Source organism: Hydrogenophaga sp. (genome assembly GCF_051007235.1).
Taxonomy (GTDB): domain Bacteria; phylum Pseudomonadota; class Gammaproteobacteria; order Burkholderiales; family Burkholderiaceae_C; genus Hydrogenophaga.
This window is the reverse complement of record NZ_JBPCSJ010000127.1, coordinates 1-6,380: the sequence shown is the minus strand read 5'-3', so window position 1 is coordinate 6,380 and position 6,380 is coordinate 1. Positions and strand designations below refer to the sequence as shown.

The 6,380-nt window shown below is 67.8% G+C and carries 7 protein-coding genes; all 7 read right to left on the bottom strand.

Features of this window, described 5'->3' with window-relative positions; all coding sequences use genetic code 11:
• A partial coding sequence (locus ACR2JA_RS04895) for a cold shock domain-containing protein (protein WP_434007991.1) occupies positions 1–378 on the bottom strand: 378 nt, incomplete at its 3' end.
• Positions 379–408: 30 nt separating this feature from the next.
• Positions 409–1,341 (bottom strand): CoA transferase, encoded by a 933-nt coding sequence (locus ACR2JA_RS04890; RefSeq protein WP_434007990.1) that lies wholly within the window; start codon positions 1,339–1,341, stop codon positions 409–411.
• 111 nt (positions 1,342–1,452) lie between these two features.
• On the bottom strand, positions 1,453–2,880 hold the full coding sequence (locus ACR2JA_RS04885) for an FAD-dependent oxidoreductase (protein ID WP_434007989.1): 1,428 nt from the start codon (positions 2,878–2,880) through the stop codon (positions 1,453–1,455).
• A 15-nt stretch (positions 2,881–2,895) separates the two neighbouring features.
• On the bottom strand, positions 2,896–3,696 hold the full coding sequence (locus ACR2JA_RS04880) for a c-type cytochrome (protein ID WP_434007988.1): 801 nt from the start codon (positions 3,694–3,696) through the stop codon (positions 2,896–2,898).
• Positions 3,697–3,816: 120 nt separating this feature from the next.
• The gene (locus tag ACR2JA_RS04875; protein ID WP_434007987.1) at positions 3,817–5,001 is read right to left on the bottom strand and encodes a DUF5666 domain-containing protein; all 1,185 of its coding nucleotides are present in this window, start codon (positions 4,999–5,001) and stop codon (positions 3,817–3,819) included.
• Between the two features lies 1 nt (position 5,002).
• Positions 5,003–5,890, bottom strand: a complete 888-nt coding sequence (locus ACR2JA_RS04870; protein WP_434007986.1) for a DUF6502 family protein — start codon at positions 5,888–5,890, stop codon at positions 5,003–5,005.
• 147 nt (positions 5,891–6,037) lie between these two features.
• Positions 6,038–6,380, bottom strand: a 343-nt coding sequence (locus tag ACR2JA_RS04865) for an FAD-dependent monooxygenase (protein ID WP_434007985.1), incomplete at its 5' end; no start/stop codon positions are given.

Here is a 6,380-nt window from a genome sequence, read left to right as displayed (position 1 = left end):
GCCGAGCTGCCACTTTTCGCGGCGGGCAGCGCGCTCCTGCGCGTAGCGCGAGCGCGCGACCGTGGCGGACGCTGCGGTCGGCGGCGGTTCCTGGGCGGCCTGGCTCTTGCGCTGGCGGATGTCGGCGCGCTCGCGCCGCAAGGCTTCGCGCGAGGTCTTGGGCACCACCGGGCCCTCCACCGGGGTCACACCCATGGCGCGTGGGCCTTTGCCGCCGACGTGGATTTCCTCGAACTCGACGGCCGCCTGCAGCGCGGGCGGGTTCAGGCCCTCCCAGTCGCGGATATGGAAAAAAACGTCTTCAAGTGACTGGGTGCTGCGGATGAAGCCGAAGCCTTTGGCCGCGTCCCACGCCACCACCTTTCCCTGCTTGTGCATCGTGTTCTGTGGTCTGGCTGTGCAAAGGCGTCAGTGTGCCAGTGTGTGCAGGGGGATGTCTTTGACCTGGGCCAGTTTGTCCAGCTGGCGGCGGGTCTGGCCTGCCAGAAAGTTGGCAATGGCGTTGTGTGTGGCCGACTGGAACAGCGTGGCCATGCCCGTCACGGGCACGCCCGCGGCGGCGCACAGGGCGGCGGCAAAGTGCGGTTCCAGCGCGGCCACGGCAACGCGCCCGTCCTTGCACGGGTAGACGCGGTAGCCGGCGTGCGCACCGCCCACCGCGCCCTGCGGCTGGGTCAGGCCCCAGCTGCGGGGCAGGGCGAGCCAGCCGGCGGCGTCGCTCAAGGCCACTTCCTGGAAGCTGCCCTTGCCGCTGGTCTTTTGCGCCAGCACGGCCTGCAAGGTGGCTTCGCTGGCCATGAGGGCGCCGCCCATGTCGGCAAACAGGGTGGCGGGCAGGTCCAGCCCGGTCACCAGGCCGGCGTCGGCCAGGTAGGTGAGGTCGTGACCGGGTTCTTCGGCCCGGGCGCCGGGCGCACCGACGATGGCGACCACCGACAGGGCTGGGTAGGTTTTGTGCAGCGCCTTCCAGCCCAGGCCGAGCTTGACGAGGGCCGACGGACGAAACGAGGTGAGCAGCACGTCGGTGCGGGCCAGCTCCTGGTGCAGCTTCTGCTGGCCCCAGTCGGTTTTCAGGTCGAGGGTGATCACCTTGATGCCGCCGTGCAGCGTGGCGTATGCGGTGGCGTTGTACTGGCCCATCGGGTCGCCGCTGGTGCCGGGGGGGGCGCCTTTGGGGCCGGGTGGCTCGGCCTTGAGGCAGGTGGCGCCCATGGCCTTGAGGCGCATCAGCGCGGCTGGGCCGGGCAGGTTGAGCGCCAGGCTGAGCACGCGCACACCGCGCAGGGGCTTGAGGGGTTTGGGTGCGGTGGGGATGGTGTGGGCTGTCGGTGTGTGGCTCATGGCGGGTTTCGGTGACGTTGGTGGTCTGCCCTGCAATTTACCTTCATGGCGGGGCCCACAAACGCCCACGGGCGACAGCGTCGCCCGTGGGGTGTGACAGCGGAGCGTGGATCAGGCGAAGGAATCGCCCATCAGCGTGTTGAACCAGGTGTTCATCTGCTGGAAGTTCTTGCTGCTGATGTTGGCGGATTCCACCGCCTTGGCACCGGCGGTGACGCCCCCGTTGTTGGCCACCACAAACTTCGCGTTCACCGCGTCGTACTGGTAGACCGCGGTCAGCCACGACGCCGTGCTCGCCGTGATGGGCGAGTAGCAGGCCGAGTTGGCCACCGGTGCCGGGTCGGGTTGCTGACCGCTCAGGGCGCGCACGATGGCATCGGCGCAAATCTTGGCTTCCTGGTTGGCCACGTGGCCGGCTTTGGGCAGGCCGCACTGCGACGCGTCACCGATCACATGGACGCCGGCCGCCCCCGGGGCCGTGCTCTCGAAGCTGAGCACGTTCACCAGGGCCCACTTGCCGCTGGCGCCGTTGGCCAGCCCGGCCTGGGTCATCCAGCCGCTGGCGCTGCTGCCGGTGGCGCGGTGCGGCGGGATGGGGTTGACCACCTGCGGGTTCAGGGTGTGGGGCACGCCCATGCGGTCGGTGTAGCTCACGGCCTTGGTGACCGGGTCGATGGCGATATCGGTCACGCCAGGCTGGTAGTCCACCACGCCGGCGTGCGTGACGGTGAAGGCCTGGGTGAAGGTGTGCGCTTCGGCCTGGATGGCCGTGTACGGATTGGCCGCGTCCGTGGGAAAGTTTTCGTCCAGCACGATCACCTTGCTGCCCGTGCCCTTGGTGGTCTTGAGGAAATCGGCCACCAGGCAGGCCCGCTCGTACGGGCCGGGCGGGCAGCGATAGGGCGCCTTGGGAATGGTCATCACGAAGGTGCCGTTGCTGGGCATGGCGGCCAACTGGTCGCGCAGCAGCTGTGTCTGCGGGCCGGCGCGCCAGGCGTGCGGGGTGCGGGTTTCGTAGTCGGTCTGCGTCAGGCCGTAGGCGTCTTCAAACTCCACACCCGGGGCCAGCACCAGGCGGTCGTAGGGCAGCGCGCTGCCGTCGGACAGGGTGAGCGTTTTGTTGGCCTTGTCGATGGCGGTGACCGAGGCGCGCACCACGTTGACCCCGTATTTGGTGGTGAGGTTGCCGTGGGTGTAGCCCAGGCTGGTCACGGTGCGGCTGCCGTTGAGCACCAGGTTGCTCATGATGTTGGAGACGTAGGTGGTGGCGGGCTCGACCAGGGTGATGGTCAGGCCGCTGCCGCCCCACAGGCGCAGGTACTTGGCGGCGGTGACGCCGGCCATGCCGCCGCCGACCACCACCATGCGGCCGGTCAGGCCGGTGGCGGCGGGGCTGATGGCGCTGGTGCTGCTGCCCGCATCGCCTTCGTCTTCATCGTCGTCGCTCCATCCCAGGGTGGGCACCAGGGCGGTGATGGCGCTGGCGCCGGCCAGCATCAGCCAGCGGCGGCGGGCCAGGGGGGTGTGTGCTTGTGTCATGTCGGGTCTCCGGGCTCAGGGCTGGTTGAGGTACTTCACGATGGCATCGAGCTGAGCGGGCGTGTAGCCCTGGGCGTGCGCGGCCATGATGTCGGCGCTCGCGGTTTTGCCCAGGTATTCGCGCACCTCACCGGCTTCGCCGCCGCGGATGTTGTCGAAGCCGCCGCGGCCCAGGGTGCCGTGGCACTGGAAGCAGTTGGAGGCGAGCAGGCGGCCGGTGGTGTTGGCCGGCTGGGCGACCGGTGTGCCCGATCCCGAACCGCTGTTGTCGTAGCCGCTGCCGGCGTTGGAGTCGTCGTCCTTGTGGTCTTCGTAGTGGTCGCGTGCTTCCTGTTCGCTGCGCTTGTAGTCGCCATCGGGCAGGCGCTCTTTGACGTCCTCATCGGTGGTCTTGTCGTCGTCCAGGCGGATCTTCGTTTTCAGGCTCGCCACTTCGCGCGCCCAGGCACTGATCTGGATGCCGTTGTTCAGATCACCGTCGCTGTCCAGCGTTTGCAGCGTGCGCAGGATGCGGGTGACCCGCGGGTCGCTGGCGTTGGCGGCGTTGGGCACGATCTGCAGCGGCGTGACCTTGTTGCCACTGACGGTGGCGCTGCCCAGCACCATGTTGCCGATGGAGAAGGTGACCGTCTCACCCGGGGTGTAGGGGAAGTTGCCGTTGCGGTCGGTCAGCCCGCTGCGGCTGGCCGACTGGAACGCCAGCCCGGCCACCGGTGAATCGATGAAGGTGGCCACCTGGGTGGTGCCTGAACTGGCGGTGCCGCCGCCGCCACCGCAGGCGGTGAGCGTGACAGTCGCGGCCAGTGCCGTGGCCAAGAGGGCAGGGTGCCATGGGCGTGCGGGGGCCGTTGGCCCTGCAAACGGGTTGCGGGGTTTCATGCGTTTCTCCTGAGGTGTGCGCCGTGTCGGCGCGGGGTGCCCGGTGTGGGCGGGTGTTCAGTGGTCGACTTCGACCTTGGTGGCGAGCAGCTCACCGTTGGATTGGAGTTCCGCTTTGACCTCGACCAGTTGGCCGTTTTTCAAGGTCGTGTTCGACGGTTCGAACCGGGTTGTTCCGTTGTAGCGAACGGTGTAGCCACGCACGACGAAGGTGTTGGCGGTCAGGCCGGAAATGGCGCCGTGGAACTCGTACTCCTGCGCCTCGATGTCTTTGTCGGTTTTGATGTCGATCTCGGTGGCGATCACCGTGCCGCCGCTGATGGAACCTTTGACCTCCACCCGCACCCCCAGGCCCATCCCGGTGGGCGGCTTGATGCGGCTGGCGTCCACCGCGATCCCGTTGACGCTGAACGCAGCGCTGGAGCTGAACGAGGTGATGGCGCCTTCGATCTCCGCCTCGTCGTCGTCTTCCAGCTCGCTGCTGGTGTTGTCCGCCTCGACTTCGGTGGCCACCCAGGCGCCGCCTTGTTGCGTGGTGCGCAGTTTCACCCGCACCAGCTGGCCGTTCTGCAGGTTGGCGGGCTTGCTGGCCGATGTGTGGTTGATCAGCGCCGAGCCCAGCAGGAAGGTGGTCTCGGTCCAGCCGCTGATGACACCGCTGAGCCGGTACCGGTCGGGGGCACCGGATTCGACCTCGATGCGCGAGGCCTGCAGGCTGCCGTCGTTGACGTTGACATAGCCATAAACCTCCACGTACTGGCCACCGAGGTTGCCGTCGAATTTGCCCGGCGAGAAGACGGTGGTCGCCAGCACCCGCACCGTCTGGCCCAGCAGGGTGAAGGTGCCGTTGCCCACGTTCACATTGGCCGCTGGTCCTTTCCATTCGCTGCCGTAGGCGATGCGCGTCGCCTTGGCGGTGGCCAGCGCGCCGCTGGTGGGCGGGGCGGTGATGGCCGAGCCCTGGATGCGCACCACCATGCCCAGCTGCAGTGCGGCGGCGTTGCTGGGGGTGCCGTCGATCGTGACGCTCACCGTGTCGTCGTATTCGTAGCGGATGCCATTGACGATCACCGAGCCCAGGCCGGTGATGGTGCCGCTGGTGAACGAGCCGGTCCCCCCGCTGCTGACACCGGCGACGTCGGTGCCGCCGCCGCAGGCGGGCAGCAAGGCGGTGCCCAGCAGCGCCAGCAGGGCTTCGCGGCGGTTGGGTCGGGCTTGGTGTGGGTGGCTTCTTGTTTTCATCTCAACGGTCCTCCGTGGGGGCGGTATCGGGTGTCTCGGGTAGCTCGGGTGTGAGGGGCATGGGCTGCGTCCAGGAATACAGGCCCAGGCGCAGGGCCTGGTCTTGCGGGCGGCCCGCTGCGGCGTCGGCTTTCATGAGCGCTTCGAGCTCGGGCACCACCTCTGTCATCAGGCTGCGCCACTGGGCGCTGATGATCTGGCGCGCCTGCTGCATCGACTGGGTCGACAACTCGTCGGCGTACAGCGCCTGCTCGAAATGTTCGGTGCCTTGTCCCAGTACGTTGGTGACGGCGGCGCGCAGGTGGTCGCCCACGTTGTCGCCCAGGAAGCCCATCATGTGCGTCCACTGATCGCGTGGCACAAACGCCTCGGCCGCGAGGCGGACCGTGTCGCGCTCCTCGTCCCATTCAGCCAGCTTGAGCCGGATCAGCGCTTCAAGCAGCGAGCGGGCGTGCACGTCGCGGGTGACCGACTGGGCCAGGGTTTCAAAACTGGGGGCAGGGCCGACCCGGGGCAGCGCCATCGGGCCGTTGGCACCTTGGTAGTCGGGCAGGGACAGCCAGTGGGTGAACAGTTCCGACACCGCGCTGCGCGTGGTGGGGCGGGCCGGCTCGTTCAGCGTCTGGATGCGCGCGACCTCGCGCCGTGTCAGGCCGGTCAGGGTGCTGATGCGGCTGGTCAGGCGTTGCGGGTTGGCACCCTCGCTGCTTCGGCGGGCCGCTTCGACGAACGCGCGACGCAGCCGCTCCTCGGCCGCCTGGATCGGCACGCCCTTGCCGACGCACAGCTGCGCCAGCGGCAGCAGCAGGCTGTCGAGCGCCTGCAGCAGACTGTGCAGTTCGCCCGGCAGTTCGCCAGCTTCAGGTCGGGTGGGGGTGTTGGGGTCCATGGTGGGGGTGGGGGTATTTGAATATGTGCAACTTACACAGATATTAAGCCTCGCGTACCGATTTGTAAGGGGTGTGAGCAACAAAGCCCCCAAACGCCAAAGGGCGCCCGAAGGCGCCCTTTGAGGGGAAGGGAAGGAACGGAGGGATCAGGCGCCGAAATCCAGCGGCAGGCCCACGTAGTTCTCGGCAATCGTCTTGAGGCCGGCTTCCGAGTGCATCAGGTAGTCCAGTTCGGCCTGCTGCAGCTTGCCGTTGATGGCGCCTTCGCCTTCGAAGTTGTGCATGATGGACGTGAACCACCAGCTGAACCGCTCGGCGCGCCAGATGCGCTTGAGGCAGCGCTCGGAGCAACCGTCGATGCCAGCTTCGCTCTTCTCGTCGTAGAACTCGACCAGCGCGTTGCTGAGGTACTTCACGTCGGTGGCGGCCAAGTTCAGGCCTTTGGCGCCGGTGGGCGGCACGATGTGGCCAGCGTCGCCGGCCAGGAAC